This is a genomic window from Salinarimonas rosea DSM 21201 (assembly GCF_000429045.1).
Taxonomy (GTDB): Bacteria; Pseudomonadota; Alphaproteobacteria; order Rhizobiales; family Beijerinckiaceae; genus Salinarimonas; species Salinarimonas rosea.
This window is the reverse complement of record NZ_AUBC01000004.1, coordinates 230,115-247,993: the sequence shown is the minus strand read 5'-3', so window position 1 is coordinate 247,993 and position 17,879 is coordinate 230,115. Positions and strand designations below refer to the sequence as shown.

The 17,879-nt window shown below is 73.0% G+C and carries 17 protein-coding genes; 9 read left to right on the top strand and 8 right to left on the bottom strand.

The annotated features are described in order from the left end of the window. Positions 1-65: 65 nt before the first annotated feature. The 4 genes from G407_RS0103475 to G407_RS0103460 form a co-directional block, all read right to left on the bottom strand. Positions 66-854 carry an enoyl-CoA hydratase-related protein gene (locus tag G407_RS0103475; RefSeq protein WP_029029697.1) on the bottom strand — a complete coding sequence of 263 codons (789 nt, stop codon included), beginning with the start codon at positions 852-854 and terminating at the stop codon, positions 66-68. Further along, positions 851-1,534: a uracil-DNA glycosylase family protein gene (locus G407_RS0103470; protein ID WP_084327256.1), complete on the bottom strand. Its 684-nt coding sequence runs from the start codon at positions 1,532-1,534 to the stop codon at positions 851-853. The genes G407_RS0103475 and G407_RS0103470 overlap by 4 nt, the downstream gene beginning before the upstream one ends. A 167-nt stretch (positions 1,535-1,701) precedes the next feature. Next, on the bottom strand, positions 1,702-3,885 hold the full coding sequence (locus tag G407_RS0103465; RefSeq protein ID WP_029029695.1) for a xanthine dehydrogenase family protein molybdopterin-binding subunit: 2,184 nt from the start codon (positions 3,883-3,885) through the stop codon (positions 1,702-1,704). Positions 3,886-4,088: 203 nt separating this feature from the next. Further along, on the bottom strand, positions 4,089-5,216 hold the full coding sequence (locus tag G407_RS0103460; protein ID WP_043538805.1) for a hypothetical protein: 1,128 nt from the start codon (positions 5,214-5,216) through the stop codon (positions 4,089-4,091). Between the two features lie 298 nt (positions 5,217-5,514). Here G407_RS0103460 and G407_RS0103455 point away from each other — a divergent pair, with 298 nt between their 5' ends. From G407_RS0103455 to pyrB, 8 genes are all read left to right on the top strand, one after another. Next, on the top strand, positions 5,515-6,669 hold the full coding sequence (locus tag G407_RS0103455) for an MFS transporter (protein WP_029029693.1): 1,155 nt from the start codon (positions 5,515-5,517) through the stop codon (positions 6,667-6,669). 42 nt (positions 6,670-6,711) lie between these two features. Continuing rightward, entirely contained in the window at positions 6,712-7,704 is a 993-nt protein-coding gene (locus tag G407_RS25475) for a hypothetical protein (protein WP_052340897.1), read from the top strand. A gap of 46 nt (positions 7,705-7,750) precedes the next feature. Then, the gene (gene dusA, locus G407_RS0103445; RefSeq protein WP_084327254.1) at positions 7,751-8,761 is read left to right on the top strand and encodes a tRNA dihydrouridine(20/20a) synthase DusA; all 1,011 of its coding nucleotides are present in this window, start codon (positions 7,751-7,753) and stop codon (positions 8,759-8,761) included. Next, entirely contained in the window at positions 8,758-9,225 is a 468-nt protein-coding gene (locus tag G407_RS0103440; RefSeq protein WP_029029691.1) for a PaaI family thioesterase, read from the top strand. Before dusA ends, G407_RS0103440 begins: the two co-directional genes overlap by 4 nt. An 89-nt stretch (positions 9,226-9,314) precedes the next feature. Then, on the top strand, positions 9,315-10,145 hold the full coding sequence (locus G407_RS0103435; RefSeq protein WP_029029690.1) for a sulfite exporter TauE/SafE family protein: 831 nt from the start codon (positions 9,315-9,317) through the stop codon (positions 10,143-10,145). A 217-nt stretch (positions 10,146-10,362) separates the two neighbouring features. Next, on the top strand, positions 10,363-11,166 hold the full coding sequence (locus G407_RS0103430; RefSeq protein ID WP_029029689.1) for a class I SAM-dependent methyltransferase: 804 nt from the start codon (positions 10,363-10,365) through the stop codon (positions 11,164-11,166). Continuing rightward, positions 11,166-12,329, top strand: coding sequence for an MFS transporter (locus G407_RS25470; RefSeq protein WP_052340896.1), 1,164 nt, complete (start codon positions 11,166-11,168; stop codon positions 12,327-12,329). Before G407_RS0103430 ends, G407_RS25470 begins: the two co-directional genes overlap by 1 nt. Before the next feature lie 13 nt (positions 12,330-12,342). After that, on the top strand, positions 12,343-13,320 hold the full coding sequence (pyrB, locus tag G407_RS25465) for an aspartate carbamoyltransferase (RefSeq protein ID WP_052340895.1): 978 nt from the start codon (positions 12,343-12,345) through the stop codon (positions 13,318-13,320). Positions 13,321-13,336: 16 nt separating this feature from the next. Here pyrB and ung read toward each other — a convergent pair whose 3' ends face one another. After that, on the bottom strand, positions 13,337-14,062 hold the full coding sequence (gene ung, locus G407_RS0103415) for a uracil-DNA glycosylase (RefSeq protein ID WP_029029688.1): 726 nt from the start codon (positions 14,060-14,062) through the stop codon (positions 13,337-13,339). 10 nt (positions 14,063-14,072) lie between these two features. Continuing rightward, complete coding sequence (locus G407_RS0103410; RefSeq protein WP_029029687.1) at positions 14,073-15,590, bottom strand: bifunctional metallophosphatase/5'-nucleotidase; 1,518 nt, start codon at positions 15,588-15,590, stop codon at positions 14,073-14,075. Between the two features lie 211 nt (positions 15,591-15,801). Here G407_RS0103410 and hemH point away from each other — a divergent pair, with 211 nt between their 5' ends. Next, on the top strand, positions 15,802-16,956 hold the full coding sequence (gene hemH / locus G407_RS0103405; RefSeq protein ID WP_029029686.1) for a ferrochelatase: 1,155 nt from the start codon (positions 15,802-15,804) through the stop codon (positions 16,954-16,956). A gap of 73 nt (positions 16,957-17,029) precedes the next feature. On the opposite strand, the gene G407_RS0103400 is transcribed toward hemH, so the two are convergent. Together G407_RS0103400 and G407_RS0103395 are read right to left on the bottom strand one after the other, a co-directional pair. Further along, positions 17,030-17,284: a YjhX family toxin gene (locus G407_RS0103400; RefSeq protein WP_029029685.1), complete on the bottom strand. Its 255-nt coding sequence runs from the start codon at positions 17,282-17,284 to the stop codon at positions 17,030-17,032. Positions 17,285-17,489: 205 nt separating this feature from the next. Further along, entirely contained in the window at positions 17,490-17,840 is a 351-nt protein-coding gene (locus tag G407_RS0103395; protein ID WP_043538803.1) for a DUF805 domain-containing protein, read from the bottom strand. Between the last annotated feature and the right edge of the window lie 39 nt (positions 17,841-17,879).

Genomic DNA, 17,879 nt, shown 5'->3' with positions numbered 1-17,879 from the left:
CCCCTTCGGTGATGACGCAGGGCGGCCGGGCATGGCCGCCCGATCACCGCCCGATCACCGCCCCGTCACCGCCCCTGGAACCGCGGCGCGCGCTTCTCGCGGAAGGCGGCGATGCCCTCGGCGAAGTCCGCCGAGAACCCCGCCTCGCGCTGCAGGGCGGCCTCGAGCGCGAGCTGGGCGTCGAGGTCGTTCTCCAGGCTCCGCGCCAGCGCCTGCTTGGTGAGGCGCTGGGCGAGCGCCGGCCCGGCGGCGAGGCGCGCCGCGAAGGCGCGGGTCTCCTCGGCGAAGACGGCGTCGTCCCAGACCGCGTGGACGAGGCCGAGCGTCCTCGCGTCCTCCGCCCCCACCGGCTCGGCGGTCAGCATCAGCGCGAGCGCCCGCTTGGGGCCGACGATCCGCGGCAGCAGCCAGGTGCCGCCGGCGTCCGGGACGAGCGCGATTCGCGCGAAGGCCTCCTGCAGATAGGCGGAGCGCGCGGCCACCACGATGTCGCAGGCGAGCGCGATGTTCATCGAGGCGCCCACCGCCGGGCCGTTCAGCGCGGCGATCGTTACCTTGGGATAGTCGACGAGCGTGCGGATCAGCGGGTTGTAGTCGCGCGCCAGCGGCGGGCCGAGATCGATGCGGCCCTCCGCGTCCCGGGGCAGCTCCTCGGTCAGGTCCTGGCCCGAGGAGAAGGCGCGGCCCTCGCCGGTGAGCACGACGACCGACACGCTCTCGTCCTGCGCGCAAGCCGCGAGCGCGTCCCGCAGCGCGGCGTGGAGCTGGGCGGTGAGCGCGTTGAGCTTGTCGGGGCGTGCGATGGTCAGGGTGGCGACCCCGCCTTCGCGGGTGGATTTCAGGACCTCGGTCATGCGGCGTCTTCCTCCGGGCGACGATCTGCGACGAGAGCCTGCACCCGCGCCCGCAGGACGGGCAAGAGGTCCGTCTCGAACCAGCCGTGCTTCTTCAGCCAGGCGTTGTTGCGCCAGGACGGATGCGGCAGCGGCAGGACGGTCGGCGTGCGCGGCGCGTCCAGGATCGCGCGCCAGTTCCGGACGGTCTCGGTGAGCCCCGCCTTGGCGTGGTCCGGCAGGTGCCAGCGCTGCGCATAGCCGCCGATGACGAGGATCAGGTCCAGGTTCGGCAGCCCGGCGAACACCCGCGTGCGCCAGGCCGGCGCGCATTCGCGCCGCGGCGGCAGGTCGCCGCCCTTGGCGTCCCAGCCGGGAAAGCAATGGCCCATCGGCACGATGGCGACGCGATGCGGATCGTAGAACGTCGCCTCGTCGAGCCCGAGCCAGGCCCGCAGCCGCACGCCCGACGGATCGAGGAAGGGCACGCCCGCGACATGCGCGCGGTTCCCCGGCGCCTGGCTCGCGATGCACAGCCGCGCGGCCGGATGCGCCTGGACGATCGGCCGCGGCTCGTGGGGGAGGGCGGCGCCGCGGGACGGGGCGTCGCGGCACAGGCGGCAGGCGCGCAGGGCAGTGAGGGTATCGGCGAGTGTGCCGGGGGAGGGCTTTTCGGAGGAGGGCGGTTCGGGCAGGCTCATGCCGGGTCATGTAGCGATCCGGTGCGGCGAAGGCGAGGCGGCGAAAAAAAGCCCGGCGCTGAGGCCGGGCTGGAGGAGGGTCTTCCTGGAGGTCACCCTGAAGAGTCGTACTCGGGACGATCGGCAACGCCGGCGGAGGGTCCGGGTTCCGGCCTCCATGCCGAATCTCAGGCGCCCTCGCCGGCGAGGTCGAGCGGCAGCGAGCGCAGCCGCCGGCCGGTGGCGGCGAAGACGGCGTTCGCCACCGCCGGCGCCAGCGTCGGCACGCCCGGCTCGCCGATGCCCGAGGGCGGGTTCTCGGAGGGCAGGATGTGCACCTCGACCCGCGGCATCTCGGAGAATCGGGTGGGCCGGTAGGCGTGGAAGTTCGTCTCCTGCACGGCGCCGTCCAGGAGCGTCACCCGCTCGCGCAGGACGCTGGCGAGCGCGAAGCCCACCGCGCCCTCGATCTGGGCGCGGATCACGTCCGGGTTGATGGCGACGCCGCATTCCACCGCGGCGACGACGCGCTCGACGCGGATCTCCGCGCCGGAGACCGCGACGTCCGCCACCATCGCCACGGCCGTCCCGAACGAGGTGTGGACCGACACGCCGCGCCCCGTGCCGTCCCCGCCGTCGGGCCCGGCCCAGCCGGCCTCGGCGGCGGCGCGGCGCAGCACGGCGGCCTCCCGCGAGCCCTCGGCGAGCAGCGAGAGCCGGTAGTCGACCGGGTCGCGCCCGGCGGCGTGCGCGAGCTCGTCGATCATGGTCTCGATCGCGTGCGCGGTGTGGGTGTGGCCCACCGCGCGCCACCAGAGCACGGGCACGAGCTCGCGGGTCTCGTGCACCGTGAGCCGGCGGGCGCCGACCGCGTAGGGCAGGGCGCGCGCGCCCTCGACGCTGGTAGCGTCGACGCCGTCGGCCACGATCAGCGCCTCGAAGGGCGTGCCCTTGAGGATGGACTTGCCGGCGATGCGGTGCTCCCAGCCGACGATGCGGCCGTCCGCGTCGAGCCCGGCGCGCAGGCGATGGACGACGAGCGGGCGGTAGTGCCCCGCCCCCATGTCGTCCTCGCGAGTCCAGACGAGGTGGATCGGCGCGCGCTCGCCGGTCGCCTTCAGGACGTGGGCGGCTTCCGACACCCAGTCCGCGCCGGGCACCGCGCGCCGCCCGAAGGAGCCGCCGGCGAAGAGCGTGTTCAGCCGCACCCGATCGGGCGTCACGCCGAAGATGGCGGCGATGCTCGCCTGGTCGATCGTCTGGATCTGGAAGCCGCCCCAGGCCTCGTAGGTGCCGTCCTCCCGGCGCGCGATGGTGCCGTTCATCGGCTCCATGGCGGCGTGCGCCAGGTAGGGGAAGACGTGCTCGGCCTCGATCACGGTCGCGGCGCCGGCGAGCGCACCGGCGGCGTCGCCCTCGCCGGCCGCGCGGATGCCGGGGCAGTCGAGGACGGCGCGGGCGTCGGCGATCAGCTCTGCGGTGGAGCGCGCCTCGGCGCGGCGCTCGTCCCATTCCACCGTGAGCGCATCGCGCCCGCGCAGGGCCGACCAGGTGTCGCGGGCGACGACGGCGACGCCCGTGGGGATCTCCACGACGTCCACGACACCCGGGACCGCCCGCGCCGCCTCGGCGTCGAAGCCCGCGACCCGTGCCCCGAAGAGCGGCGGATGGGCGACGACGGCGGTGAGCATGCCGGGCAGGCGCACGTCGAGCGAATAGGTGGCGCTGCCGTCGGTCTTCGCCGCGCTGTCGAGCCGCGGCAGGTCCTCGCGGCCGACGAGCGTCCAGGCATCGGGGCGCTTCAGCGGCGGCTCGGCGGGGACCGGCAGCGCCGCCGCGGCCGCCGCGAGGGCGCCGAAGCCGGCCTCTCGCCCGGAGGCCTCGTGCCGGATTCGCCCGCGCGCCACAGCGATCTCGCCCTCCGGCACGCCCCAGTCGGCGGCCGCCGCGGAGACGAGCATCGCGCGCATGGCCGCCCCGGCCTTGCGCAGCTGCATCCAGGAATTGGCGGTCGCCGTCGAGCCGCCGGTGCCCTGGACCGGGCCCCAGGCGAGGTTCGCGTAGGTGCGGGCGTCCGCGGGCGCGAAGGCGAAGCGCATCTGCGCCCAGTCGGCGTCGAGCTCCTCGGCGACGATCGTCGGCAGGCCGGTCGACACGCCCTGGCCCATGTCGAGATGCTTGACGGTGACGGTGACCGTGTCGTCGGGCGCAATGGTCACGAAGGCGTTCGGCGCGGCCGGCGCGTCGACCCCGACGCCGGGCGCGGCGGCGCGCACGCGCCGCCCGCCGAGCGCAAGCGCGAGGCCGAGCGTCAAGCCGCCCGCCACGAAGCCGCGGCGGGTGACCGGGGGGAGCGTCGGCGTGAACAGCATCGGGCGCTCCCTCAGAGACCGCGAAGGGAGGGGCGGATCCGGCGCGGGATCCCGGGTGCCGCGGCGAGGCCGGCCGCCGGGCCCCTTCCGCCGCGCATTCGCTTCGCGCAGGGGCGCATACGGCCCCGTAGCTCGCCACTCATCGTCCGACCCCATATCCAGGTCAGCACAATCTAGTGGGGTCCGGGACGATTGACAGGCCCTCAGCTGAAGCGGGCGAGCTTCTCGCGCGTGCCGAGGCCGTCGATCTCGGCGAAAGCGTCGGCGGAGAAGGCTTCCCCGGACAAGGCTCGGGCGGAAAGATCCGGACGCACCGGCGTGTCGCCCGGCTCGTCGGCGCCCCGGTCGTCGGTCGCGCCTTCCGCCGCCCCGTCGAGGGCGAACCCCGCCGGCGCGGGATCGAGCGCGAGCGGGTCGGTCACCTCGATCGCGTCCTCGATCTCGAACGCGTCCGCCGCTTCCATCGAGGTCTCGGCGCTCTCGGCCCCGGCGAACTCCGCCTCGGCCTCGTCCCAGGCGACGTCGTCGGCGACGGCCTCCACGCCGGCCCGAACCGCCTCGACGGCGGGCTCGAGTGCGGTGACGACCTCGCCCTCGACGATCACGTCGTCGATCTCGGTCTGGCCGAGCCCGTGGAAGACATCGAGCTTCGAGCCCAGGTCCTGGTGGCGCGCCTGCTCGTGCCCATCCTGCGCGGCGGCCGGCTCCTCGTCGTCGAGGCTCGCGCCCCAGATGTCCATCATCGCGTTGATGCGCCCCTCGAGGAAGCGCAGCGTCTCGATGATGCGCTTCGTGCGCTGGGCGGTCAGGTCCTGGAAGGAGCAGTGGGTGTAGATGTCGGTGGCGCGCCGATCGAGCTCGTCGCACAGGTCCTCGCGCGCGCCGTCCTCGCGCAGCGTCCAGGCGGCCTCCTGCACGTGCTCGGCGGCATCGAGGATGTCGGAGGTCGCGCGCTCGGTGGTGCGCACGATGCCGTCGAGCGCCTCCGAGGCGACCTCGAGGTCGGAGGGCGTGCCCTCGCCGGGGCGGATCGCCGCAATCTCGCGCTTGGTGGACGTGATCGCGCGGGCCATCTCGACGAGATCGAAGCGCAGGCGGTCCATCCGCTGCGTCTCGCGTTCGGCGGCGACGACGCTCTCGAGCCGGTTGATGGCCTCGAGCAGCACGTTGGTGTCCGCGTTGCGGTTGCGCCGGGCGTACTCCGCCAGGAACCAGCGCCCGCGCTGGGTCTCCATGACTGCCGATTCGATCGCCTCGTAGTCGGTCTCGGCGATCGGCGCGAGGGCGTTCGAGGAGCCCGCGCGCGCGGTGACGATATCGGAGCGGTTCATGCCGGAGGGGCTCGTGCGGGAGGAGCTCATGCAGGAGTGACCTCGAGGGCTCGAATCGTCTGGACCAGCATGCCCGCGGGATCGTCCCGTCGGCAAGCGCGCGTATGGATGATCGATCCTGGCGCGCGAGGGGTTAGGACGGGGTTACCGCCGGGCCGAGAACCCCGCTCCCGCCGCCGCTCGGTGAACGAACCCTCATCCGCACCTGTCGAATGGGAGCGAATGCGCACGAGCGGGTCGTGCTAAGAGGCTTTCGACTCCCCCCGACGCCTCTCGACGCCCGACACGCCGTTCCCCCATGCCGCGATCCCTCTCCGTCCGCCTGGGTGCGCTGAGCGCCGTCGCCTTCGTCGGCGTCGGCGTGCAGGCGCCGTTCCTGCCGGTCTGGCTGGAAGGGCGTGGGCTCGACGCGACGACGATCGGCCTCGTCGTGGCGCTGCCGGTGTGCGTGCGCATGCTCGCGAGCACGCCGCTGGTGGCGACGACGGATCGCGGCGTCTCGCCGAGGACGCTGCTCACGCTCGCCCACCTCGCGCTCGGCCTCGCCTTCGTCTTCCTGCTGCCGGCGCCGGGCGCCTGGGCGATTGCCCTCGTCGTCGCGCTCGCCGCCCTCGCGCAGGCGCCGATCGTCCCGGCGACCGATCTCGTGCTGACCGACGCCGTGCGCGAGAACCCCCGCCTCGACTACGGGCGCCTGCGCGTCTTCGGCTCGCTCGCCTTCCTCGCCAGCTCGGTCGCGATGGGCTACGTGCTGGAGATCGCCCCGCTCGACGCGGTCGTCTGGGCCCTCGTCGCGGCGGGCGTCCTCGGCGGGCTCGTCGCGATGTCGACCCCGCCGCTCGCCGCCGAGCGGGAGCCGCCGCCCGTCGGCGGGCGGCGGCCGAAGCTGCCGGCGGCGCTCTTCCTCGCCATCGCCGGCGCGGCCTGCGTCCAGGCGAGCCACGCCGGCGTCTACGCTTTCGGCTCGATCCACTGGCGCGCGCTCGGCTTTCCCGGCTCGATCGTGGGCTGGCTGTGGGCGATCGGCGTCGTCACCGAGGTCGCGCTCTTCGTCGTCGCCGGCCGCCTCGTCGGGCGTGGCAGCGGCCTGCCGCTGATCGCGCTCGGCGCCGGTGCGGCGGTGGTGCGCTTCACGGGGCTCGCGCTCGAGCCCGGGCCGCTCGCGACCTTCGCGCTCCAGAGCCTGCACGGTCTCTCCTTCGGGGCGACGCACCTCGGCGCCATGGCGGTCCTCACCGCGCTGGCGCCGCCCGGCGCGCGGGGGCGGGCGCAGGGGCTCTTCGCGGCGGCGCAGGCGGTGGGCATGGCCTCGGCGACGGTGCTCGGCGGCGTCGTCTACCAGCACGCGGGCGGGCTCGTCTTCCTGGCGATGGTGCCGCTGCCGCTCGCCGGTCTCGCCTGCCTCGTCCTCGCGCGCAGGGCGCGCATTCGGCACGGCTTAGGGGAATCGTAAGCGCGCCGCGCTAGCCTCGTCGGCAATGACAGGAGTGCCCCCATGCCCGGATCCCTGCCCGGTTCACTGCCCGGCTCCGCGGACGGCGTCGCCACCCTCGACCACCTTCCGCTCACCCCCGAGGGCGTGCGCACCCTGCGCCGGCGCGTATACGGCGACGACGACGCGATCTCGCTCGTCGAGGGCGAGATGCTGTTCACCCTGGCGCGGACGGTCGGCGAGCGCGGCTGCCGCGAGTGGCGCGACTTCTTCTGCGAGTCGATCGCCGACCTCCTGGTCCACCAGGTCCAGCCCCGCGGCTACCTGGGCGAAGCCGAGGCCGCCTGGCTGATGGCGCGGCTCGACGGCCACGCCGTGCTATCGACCGAGTTCGCCGCGCTCCTGAAGGTGATGGAGCTGTCGCGCAGCGTGCCGGACCGGCTCGCCGCCTTCGCGCTCGGGCTCGTCGAGCAGGTCGTGCTCACGGGCGAGGGCGAGGCGATCACCGGCCACCGCCACGAGCCGGGGCGCGTCACCCACGCCGACGTCGACGCGATGCGCCGCGTGCTCTTCGTCGCCTCCAGCGAGGGCTTCGGCCACGTGACGCGCGCGGAGGCGAACGTCCTGTTCGACATCGCCGACGCCACCGCGGACGCCGAGAACGACCCGAGCTTCGCCGACCTCTTCGCCCGCGCGGTCGGCAACCATGTCCTCGCCGGCCCCGGCCGCCACGCGCCGACGCGGCTCCAGGTGATGCGCCGCGAGGAATGGCTCGACCAGCGCCGCACGCTGGGCTCGGGCATCGCCGCCACCTTCAAGACCATGGCGGCCAGCGCCTTCGGCGTGCGCACGCGCGACGTCGAGCCGGACGCGGACGCGCTCGCCGGCGACCCGGTTCCCGCGCGGGTCGAGGACGAGGAACTCGCCTGGCTCGTCGCCCGCATCGGGGCCCGCCCGGGCCTCTCCGCGGCCGAGCGCGCGCTCCTGCGCTTCCTCGGGCGCGAATGCGACGACCTCGCGCCGTCCCTGCGGGAGCTCGTCCGGCGCGCCGCGTGATCCGCCGCCGCTTGCCCCGCGGCTCGCACGGCTTTATCTCCGGGGCATGACCCCCGAAACCATCCGCTTCAGCGTCGCGCCGATGATGGACTGGACGACCCGCGATTGCCGGGCGTTCCATCGCGTGATGTCCCGACGTGCGCGGCTCTATACCGAGATGGTGACCACCGGCGCGGTGATCCACGGCGACCGTGCGCGGCTCCTCGGCTTCTCGCGCGAGGAGCATCCCGTCGCCGTGCAGCTCGGCGGATCGGACCCCGTGGATCTGGCGGAGGCGGCGCGGATCTGCGCCGATCTCGGCTACGACGAGGTGAACCTCAACGTCGGCTGCCCCTCCGACCGCGTGCAGGACGGGCGTTTCGGCGCCTGCCTGATGCGCGAGCCGGCGCTCGTGGGGGCGTGCGTCGCGGCGATGAAGGCCGCCGTCCGCATTCCGGTGACGGTGAAGTGCCGCATCGGCGTCGACGACCAGGACCCGGAAGCGGCGCTGGACGCCCTCGCGGACGCGGCCGTCGCCGCCGGCGCCGACGCGCTCGTCGTCCACGCGCGAAAAGCCTGGCTGCAGGGGCTCTCGCCCAAGGAGAACCGCGACGTGCCGCCGCTCGACTACGGCCGCGTGCATCGCCTCAAGGCGCGGCTCCCCGCGCTGCCGATCGCGCTCAACGGCGGGCTCGTCTCGCTGGAGGCCTGCCGGGCGCAGCTCGCGCAGGTCGACGGCGTCATGCTCGGGCGCGCCGCCTACCACGATCCCGAGCTCCTGCTGCGCGTCGATCCGGAGCTGTTCGGCGAGGCGCCGCCCGTCGCCGACCCGTTCGAGGCGGTGGAGGCGTTCGAGCCCTACGTCGCCCGCCGGCTCGCGGAGGGAGCGCGGCTCTCGACCGTCACCCGCCACATGCTGGGCCTCTTCGCCGGGCGCCCCGGCGCGCGCGCCTGGCGGCGCCACCTCGCGATGGAGGCGGTGAAGCCGGGCGCGGGGCTCGAGACCCTACGTGCCGCGCTGGAGCACGTGCGCGCCGGCCGGGCGAGCGCCGACGAGACCCGGGAGTGCGCGGCGTGAGCGACGCGGCCGCCGATCTCGCCGCGATCGTGCGGCGCATCGAGGCGAGCTTCGCCAAGCAGGCGATCATGGACACGATCGGGGCCGAGCTCCTGCGCGTGGAGCCGGGCCGGGTGGAGATCGCGCTCGCGGTGACGCCGCGCGTCGCGCAGCAGCACGGCTTCGTGCATGCCGGCGCCGTGGCCACGATCGCCGACTCGGCCGCCGGCTACGCGGCGCTGACCCGCATGCCCGAGGGGCGGGGCGTGCTCACGGCGGAGTTCAAGATCGACCTGATGGCGCCCGCCACGGGCGCGCGGCTCGTCGCCGTCGGCAGCGTGGTCAAGGCCGGGCGACTGCTCACGGTGGCGCAGGCGCAGGTCTTCGCGGAGCGGGTCGGAGGCGATGCGGACACGCGCAAGCTGTGCGCGCAGCTCTCCGCCACCCTCGTCGCGGTGGAGAATCGCCAAGGCGTTGTGGACTGAAGCGCGGGCGCTCCCGGCTTGCCGGCAACGGGGGGAGCTTCTAACCCGAAAGCCGGCTCATCTCGAGCGAACCACGGGCGATCCACTCCATGATCATGGGCATTCCCACAGGCGATCTCGCCATGCTCGCCGCGGGCCTCCTGGCGGCGGGCGCGCTCGCCGGCGTTCTGGCCGGGCTGTTCGGCGTCGGCGGCGGCGCGATCATCGTGCCGATCCTGTTCGAGGCCTTCCGGCTGCTGGGGGTCGACGAGGAGGTGCGCATGCCGCTGGCGGTGGGCACCTCGCTCGCGATCATCATCCCGACGTCGATCCGCTCCTTCCGCGGCCACTACAAGAAGGGCGCCGTGGACATGGCGCTGCTGAAGTCCTGGGCCGTGCCGGTGATCGTCGGCGTGCTCGTCGGCTCGGCGGTGGCGCGCTTCGCCGACCCGTGGGTGTTCAAGCTCGTCTTCATCCTGGTCGCCGGATTCAACGCCATCAAGCTGCTCTTCGGGAACGACACCTGGCGTCTCGCGACCGACCTGCCGAAGGGCTGGCTGCTGCGCGCCTACGGCTCCTTCATCGGGCTCGCCTCGGCGCTGATGGGCATCGGCGGCGGGCAGATCTCGAACATGCTGATGACGCTGCACGGGCGCGGCATCCACCAGGCGGTGGCGACCTCGGCGGGGCTCGGCCTCATCATCTCGATCCCAGGCGCCATCGGCTACGTGCTCGCCGGCTGGGGCAAGGAGGGCCTGCCGCCGGACGCGATCGGCTTCGTCTCGGTGCTGGGCTTCCTGCTCGTCGTGCCCACGACGCTGATCACGGCCCAGATCGGCGTGAACCTCGCCCACGCCTGGCCCAAGCGCAAGCTCGAGGTCGCCTTCGGCATCTTCCTCGCCCTCGTCTGCCTCAGGTTCGTCGTGTCGATCTTCGAGTGACGCGCTCGGGTCCCTCCCGGTGGCGGAGGGCGACGGCGGAGCGGACGAGCGGGCGAGTTCGCGGGCGGCATCGCCCGATCGACGGTCTCTCTCTCGGAGCGAAAGCCGCGTATTTTCAGGTTGCGATATTGGTCCGTAAATATCGGAGATAGGCGGGAACTACGATCCTCGGGTCCGGTTGCGATGTCCAGACACTACATCTGGAGGAGGCGACCCGATGGAAGCAACCAGGTTCACGGCGCTCGCGCGCGAGGCGTGGGACGAGGCGGCCCCGATCCACTGGCGGCACACGCAACGGCTGGTCACGGCATTCGAGGACCCGCAGACGAGCTTCGTCACGGCGACCCACGCGGCCGAGCTCGCCCGGGCGGGGCTCGAGGGCGCCGAGGTGGCGCAGCTCAACTGCAACAACGGCCGCGAGCTGATCTCGATGACGCGGCTCGGGGCGCGGCGCGGCGTCGGCTTCGACATATCGGCCGCGTTCGTCGACCAGGCGAGGCGCCTCGCCGAGGCTGCGGACGCCCCCTGCACGTTCGAGGCCACCGACGTCTACGAGATCCCCGCACGGCACGACGGGCGCTTCGACCTCGTGGTCGTCACCTCCGGCGCGCTGTGCTTCATGCCGGACCTCGACGCCTACGTCCGTGTGGCCACCCGCCTGCTGAAGCCGGAAGGTCGGCTGAATATCTACGATTGCCACCCGATCGTCGACATGCTCGAGCTCGATCGCGATCGCGATCGCGGCGACCGGCCCGTCGCCTTCGTCCGGTCCTACTTCGACAAGAGCCCGCTGCCTCATCGCTCCGGCCTCGACTACGTCGGCGGATCGACCTACGACGCCAAGGAGATCTACTACTTTCACTACACGCTCGAGGACATAATGACGGCCGTGCTCGGCGCGGGCCTCCGGCTCGAGACCTTCAAGGAGACGGGAGAGGATCCCTCCCACGCCTATCCGTCCATCGAGGCGAGCGAGATCAAGCCGCCGCTGAGCTTCATGCTCACCGCGCGGGCGGCCTGATGGGAACGCGCCGATCCGGCGCGGCGCTGATCGCGTGCGTCGCGTTGTACTCGATCGTCCTGGGCGGCGCGTACGCCGCCCTGGCGGTCGACCTCGCCGCGCGCGGCTTCGGTGCGCGGGACGTCGCGATCAACGCCGCAATGACGCCGCTCGGCCTCTTCGTGGCCGCGCTGGTGCTTCCGCGCCTGATCCGGGGGGCGGTGTTCCCCTGGCTCGTCGCGGCCGTCGCCGCGACGGTGCTCGTCATGCTCGGCCTCGCGTTCACGCGCTCCTACGCGGCGTGGCTCGTCCTGCGCTTCGTGCTCGGGCTGTCGGCCAACGCCTTGTTCGTGGTGGCGGAGAGCGCGCTCATGATCGCGATCCCGGAACGCAGCAGCGGGAGCTTCCTGAGCATGTACAACGGCGTCGTGACGGGCGGCTACGCCCTCGGCCCGCTGATCCTCGCGCTCGCCCCGATGAGCACGCCCGCCGCGCTCGCGGCCGGCGGCGCGGTCGTCGCGCTCTCCGCGGTCCCCCTGGCCATGGGGGTCCCGCGGCGCGCGCTCGCCCTGCCGCCGCTCGAGGTCGGCTCGGGACTCGTCGCTTTCGCGCTCGCGGCGCCGGCGCTCGTCGTCGGCTCCGCGGCGGTGGCGATCTTCGACAACGCGGCGCTCGCCTTGTTCCCCGTCTCGGTCATGGAGACCGGGCACGGCCGCGACGTCGCCCTCGTGCTGCTCGCAGCGCTCCTCGCCGGGGCGACGCTGCTGCAATGGCCGATCGGTGCGATCGCCGATCGGTGGAGCAGCCTGGGCATGCTGCGCGCCTGCGCCGCCGCCACGGTGGCCTGCTGCACGGCGCTGCCGGTGGTCGCCCACGCACCCGCGGCGCTGGGCGTCCTCGGGTTCGTCGCCGGCGGGACCGCCTTCGGCACCTACTCGATGGTCCTGGCGCTCGTGAAGGAGCGCTTCGCGTCGAGCGCCCTCGTGACGGCGAACGCCGCGCTCGGCGTCACCTGGGGCCTCGGCGCGCTGGTCGGCGTGCCCGCGGTCGGCACGGGCATGGACGCAGCCGGCCCGCTGCTCTTCGGCCCCCTGGCGGCGCTTCCCTTCCTCGTCCTGCTCGCCGCGAGCCTCGCCCCGATCGCAGGTCGGGCCGCCGAGGCCCGCGGAGGGCGATCGCACTGAACAGAGGTGACCCATGCGCAACACACCCGCCGTCCGGAGCCTCGTCTCGATCGAGCAGCTCGGCCGCAGTGACTTCGAGGCGATCTTCTCCGCCGCGCGCTCCTATCGGGCGAAGCTCGCCCAAGGCGGGCGGCTCCGCGAGATCTCCGGCAAGATCGTGGCCACGGTGTTCCTACAGCCCAGCACGCGCACGCGCCTGAGCTTCGAGGCCGCCGCGCTGCGGCTCGGAGGCGAGGTCCTGAGCCTGTCCGATCCGTCGGCGTCCCGCGCCGGCTCGGAGTGGCGCGAGAGCCTCGCCGACACGGCGCGCGTCCTCGACGGCTATGCCGACGTGGTCGTCGTGCGCCATCCCGCGGTCGGTGCCGCCACGTACTTCGCCGAGGCGAGCGGAATACCCGTCGTCAACGCCGGGGACGGCGCGGGACCCGGCTCGGAGCACCCGACCCAGACCCTGATCGACCTGTTCACCATCGACGACCTGTGCGGCAGCCCCGACGGAGCGACCATCTGCCTCGTCGGCGACCTGAGCCAGCGTTGCGTGCACTCGCTGCTGACGGGCCTTTGCGCGTTCTCCGACGTCTCGGTCCTCGCCAGGACCGAGGACGAGACCCGCCTGACCGGCGAAGAGCACGACCGCCTGGCGGCGCGCGGGCTGCGCTTGCGGTATATCGACGACGTCCGCGAGGCTCTGCGGGAGAGCGACATCGTCTACGCCTGCGGCCACGAGGACCCGGCGCACGAGGTCCCCGAGGGCATGCGAATCGGCCCGGAGGTGCTGCGCAGCGCCAATCCCGGCATCCGCGTCCTGCACCCGCTCCCGCGCGGGCCGGAGCTACCGCCGAGCGTCGACGCCTCGCCCGCGGCCGCCTACTTCGAGCAGGCGGGCAACGGCGTTCCGGTCCGCATGGCGGTTCTGGAGCGCATTCTGGCGCCGGGCGCACGCGACGCACCGGTGCCGTGCGGGCCGGCGGCGGCCGTCCCTCCCGCGTGAGGGACGCGCGCGCGGCTCAGCCGGGGCCCGGCACGCTCCAGTCAACCCCGCCGACCCCGTGCTCCTCGAGCCAGGCGTTCGCCGTCGCGAAATGCCCGCAGCCGGGAAAGTCGCGGCGGCGGTTGAGGGGCGAGGGGTGGCCGGTCTCGAGGACGAGGTGCTTCGTGCGGTCCACGAGGGCGGCGCGGGCGCGGGCCTTGTCGCCCCACAGGAGGAACGCGACCCGCGGCCGCTGCGCCGAGACCGCGGCGACCGCGTCGTCGGCGAGGCGCGCCCAGCCTAGGCGCAGGTGCGCCCCCGCCTGTCCCGCTTCCGCCGTCAGCGCGGTGTTGAGCAGGAGCACGCCCTGACGCGCCCAGCCGGTGAGATCGCCGCAGCCCGGCGTGACGGATGCGCCGCCGGCGACGCATTCGGCGAGGATCGTCTTGAGCGAGGGAGGGAGCCGCCGGCCTCCGACGTAGGAGAAGGCGAGACCGTGGGCGTCCCCCGCGGTGGGGTAGGGGTCCTGGCCCAGCACGACGACGCGCACGCGCGCGAGCGGCGTCAGCGTCAGCGCCGCGAACACGTCGTCGGGCGGCGGCACCAGCGCCGCGCCCCCGGCGAGGCGGGCGTCGATCGCATCGCACACGCCCTCGGCGGCGCCGTCGCGGAAGAGGGGCGGGGCGGCCCAGCCGGCACCCCTCGCCCCCTGCCGCGGGCGCTCGCGAAAGGCCGCGAGCGCCCGTCGCATCGGTCCCGTCATGCGGACGCGGTCACTCCTGGACCACGATCCGCTCGCCGACGGTCGCCTCGCCGATGCCGTCGTTGGCCGCGATGTAGTCGATCACCTGGCTCGCCATCAGCTGGCCCGCCGCGGCATCGACCAGCGTCTCGCCGTTGGCGAGCATGCCGTAGCCGTCGCCGCCCCGCAGGAGGAAGTCGTTGGTGGCGAGCCGGTAGGTCGCGTTCGGGTCGAGCGGCTCGCCGCCGATCGTCACCTCCTGGACCCGCGACCCCGGCGCCTCGGACGGATCGACCACGACCGACATGCCGGAGATCTGCGCGAAGGAGCCGGCGGGCTCGGGAAGGCGGGCGTAGCCGTGCTCGAGCGCGAGCTTCAGGTCCTCGCCGGAGATCGTGACGAGCACCGTCGTGTTGCCGAAGGGCAGCTCCGAGAAGACGTCGCGGCGGGTCAGCGTCGTGCCCGGATCGTAGGTCCGGTCGGCGCGGATGCCGCCGCCGTTCGTCAGCGCGACGTCGGCGTCGGTCGCCGCCCGCATGGCGTCGGTGATGACGTTGCCGATGGCGGTCTCCATCGAGCGCACGCTGGCGCGGCGGGAATCGAGCGCGATCGCCGTGTCGCCGATGGCGACGTCGAGCGCCTCCGACAGCTCGGCCTCGTAGCCCTCGACGATCGCCGCGATCTCGGCGTTCGGCTCGACGGTGGCGCTGTCGACGATCTCGAAGCGCGGGCGCCAGGAGACGTCGCGCTCGGCACCGTCGACCTCGACCGTGACGTCGAGATGGGTGACGACGACGTAGTCGGCCTGCGAGGAGCTCTCCACCATGGCCGTGCGGCCATTGTAGACGACGCGCAGGTCGTGGTCGTGGCCGGTGAGGATCACGTCCGCGACGCGGGTGTTGTACATCTCGAAGTCGACGTCCATGCCCGAGTGCGCGACCGCGACGACGATGTCCGCGCCCGCCTCGCGCAGGGCCTCGCCCTGGGCCGCGGCGGTCTCGAGCTCGTCGGCGAACTGCAGGTCGCCGGGGCTCGACACCTGCGTCGTGGTGGCGGTGACGAGGCCGAAGAAGCCGATCTTGACGCCCTCGACCTCGACGAGCCGCCCGTCCTCGTGGCCCGCCAGCGGCTGGCCGTCGGCGCCGCGCAGGTTCGCGGCGAGGATCGGGAAGGTCGCCTCGCCGGCGCGCTCGAGATAGACCTCGGGGCCGAAGTCGAACTCGTGATTGCCGGGCACGAAGACCGCCGGATCGAGCTCGTTGAACAGCGCGATCATGTGCGCGCCGTTGTCGAAGCCGCACAGCAGGCAGGGCGAGATCGTGTCGCCGGCGTGGATCAGGAACGTGTTGGGATTCTCGGCACGCTCGCCCTCGAGCACCGCGGCGAGGCGGGCGACGCCGCCCCGGCCGTCGCGGCTCTCGCCCATCCGGTCGATGTCGTTCACCGAGACGAAGCTGATCGTGACGTTCGTCTCCTGGGCCGCCGCGACGCCGTAGGTCGCGAGGATCGCGGCGCCGGCGAGGAACCCGCGCATGGAAGCGTTGAACATGTCTGATTGCCCCTTGGAAAGGATCGCGGGCGCGACAATAGCGCCCGAGATGCGCTTTGTCTTGTCGCGTAGTCATCTCCGCTCTCGAATCGTGCGTATGCGTTTGAGATGCGCGCGCAGGCCCTCTATCTAGGGGGCAGCGCGGGCGTCGCGTTCGTGCGGACGCGACGCCCCTGCGCCGGACCCGACGAGACCCGAGGACCGCTACTCGATGAACGAGATCGTCCAGCCCGCCTCCTTCGACCTCCAGGCCACCCGCCGGCCGGCGGGCGAGCGACCGGAGCCGGTGCGCCACGAGCATGCCGGCGCCGACGCCGCCCGCGAGGCGCAGTTCCGCTCGGTGCGGCTGCCCACGGACCATCCGCAGGTGAAGGCCGGCCGGCTCGGCGTGCTGATCATGAACCTCGGCACGCCGGAGGCGACGTCCTATTGGCCGATGCGCGCCTACCTGAAGGAGTTCCTCTCCGACAAGCGGGTGATCGAGACGCCGCGCTGGCTGTGGTGGCCGATCCTCAACCTGATCATCCTCCAGACGCGCCCGAAGAAGAAGGGCCGCGACTACGACCTGATCTGGAACAAGGAGCGCAACGAGGGTCCGCTCAAGACCATCACCCGCTCGCAGGCCGAGCAGGCGCAGGCGCGCCTCGCGGCGATCGCCGGCGACCGCGTCGTCGTCGACTGGGCGATGCGCTACGGCCAGCCCGCGGTGAAGCCGGCGCTCGAGAACCTGCTCGCGCAAGGGTGCGACCGCGTCCTGCTGGTGCCCATGTACCCGCAATACTCCGCCGCCACCTCGGCGACCGCCTGCGACAAGGCGTTCGAGGCCCTGATGGGGATGCGCTGGCAGCCGAGCGTGCGCGTCGCGCCGCCCTACCACGACGACCCGGTCTACATCGACGCGCTGGCGGATTCGATGAGGAAGGAGCTGGCGAAGCTCGACTTCGAGCCGGAGATGATCCTCACCTCCTTCCACGGCGTGCCGCGCAAGTACCTGCTCCAGGGCGACCCCTACCACTGCCACTGCGCCAAGACCTCGCGCCTCCTGCGCGAGACGCTCGGATGGCCGAAGGAGCGCTGGATGCTGACCTTCCAGTCCCGCTTCGGGCCCGACGAGTGGCTCCAGCCCTATACCGACGAGACCGTGAAGGGCCTCGCCGAGAGGGGTGTCAAGCGCCTCGCCATCGTCGCCCCGGGCTTCTCGGCGGACTGCCTGGAGACGCTGGAGGAGCTCGACGGCGAGAACCGCGAGATCTTCGAGCACAATGGCGGCGAGCAGTTCGCCTACCTGCCCTGCCTCAACGACTCGGAGGAGGGCATGCGGGTGATCGATCACGTCATCGCCCGCGAGCTGCAGGGCTGGCTGTGACGATCGTCCCTGATGCGCCCGCCGCCGGGGCGGCGGGCGCGTCTTTCAGGTGGGCCAGGTGGGCATTGGCGCGTCAGCGATTGTCGAGCTGGGCGCGCACCGCGGCGAGGCCGCGCTGCGAGATGCGGTAGGGTGCGCCGTCGCGCGAGGCGACGAGGCCGCGCTTGCGCAGCCGCTCGAAGAGCTCGAGCGGGAAGCCGGCGAGGCGGTGGCCCTCTCTCGTGAAGCAAGCGGCGCCGACGATGCGGCGGCCGTCGCGGACGTGGCGGATGAATCCGCCCTGCGCGAGTGCGTGGAGCACGCGCTGCTCGTGCTTGGAGACGTTCATGGATGTGCGGAAGCCCGTGTCGCGTGGACGAGCGCCCGCCCTCCCGGACGGCCGTCGCGCGGCGCGGGTCCGGGGGCTTCGGGCGGGCGTGCCGAGGGGCCGCGACGATCGCGGCCCGGTCAGCGCGTGGCGACAAGCTCTCGCATCAAAGCTCCATGAGCGTACGGCCGGCAGCTAAGCCACCCGGCCGGCCGAGGTCAAGCCGTCACACCTCGGCGCGCGCCAGCGGGTCCGGCCCGAAGCGGTTGTCGCCCGGCGTGCCCTCGAGCAGGCCCAGATCGATCAGCGCCCACAGAAAGCCGACGAACGGGATCAGCAGCAGCAGGCACCACCAGCCGGACTTGTCGCGGTCGTGGCAGCGCTTGATGTGCAGCATCAGGCCCGCGAGCTGGAGGGCGATCGCGATGATGAAGGCCACGAGCCCGTCGGTGCCGAAGACGACGGTGGAGATCGCCGCGACGACGAGCAGGGCGATGACGCCGATCCACCAGCGTCCGCGCTCGATGCGGCCCTGCGGCGAGGTGAACATCCACGTCCAGTCGAGATTGGTCGCCATTCCGGATCCTTCCCTGTTCTCCGATCGCAGCCTGCGGCA